At 28.7% G+C, this 572-nt stretch carries 1 protein-coding gene; it reads left to right on the top strand.

Annotated features, from left to right (window positions below):
• A partial coding sequence (locus AABL81_RS13550) for a restriction endonuclease subunit S (RefSeq protein ID WP_341341326.1) occupies positions 1 to 572 on the top strand: 572 nt, incomplete at both ends.

Genomic DNA, 572 nt, shown 5'->3' with positions numbered 1-572 from the left:
AAGGTTCCTAATTTGAGATTCCCAGGATTTGAGGGGGAATGGGAGACTAAGACGCTGGGAGAGATATCACAACTTATAACTAAAGGAACTACTCCGAAAAAATTCACGAATCAAGGTATTAAGTATATTAAAATAGAATCATTTAAAGAAAATTCTATTGATATAGAAAAATGTATGTTTATTGATGAAATAACGCATAATAAAGAGCTGAAAAGATCTATATTAAGAGAAGGAGATATTTTATTTGCTATTGCAGGTGCAACTATTGGAAAAACTAATATTGTAACAAAAGCTGTTTTACCTGCGAACACTAATCAAGCATTAGCAATTATAAGATTAAATGAAAAAGAAGTTAAAAGTTATATTATTCAGATTTTGAAATCTGCAATAATGCAGAAATATATTAAGGAAAGTATTTCTGTTGGAGCTCAACCTAACTTGAATTTAGAACAGATAAATAGTTTTTCTTTTTGTTATCCAAATATTGAAGAACAAAAGAAAATAGCCTCATTTCTATCCCTCATTAACGAAAGAATAATAACCCAAAACAAAATAATTGAGGAGTTAGAAAC

Origin of the sequence: Myroides sp. C1519 (assembly GCF_038039755.1) — a bacterium.
Taxonomy (GTDB): Bacteria; Bacteroidota; Bacteroidia; order Flavobacteriales; family Flavobacteriaceae; genus Flavobacterium; species Flavobacterium phaeum_A.
This window is presented reverse-complemented; position numbering and strand designations above follow the sequence as displayed.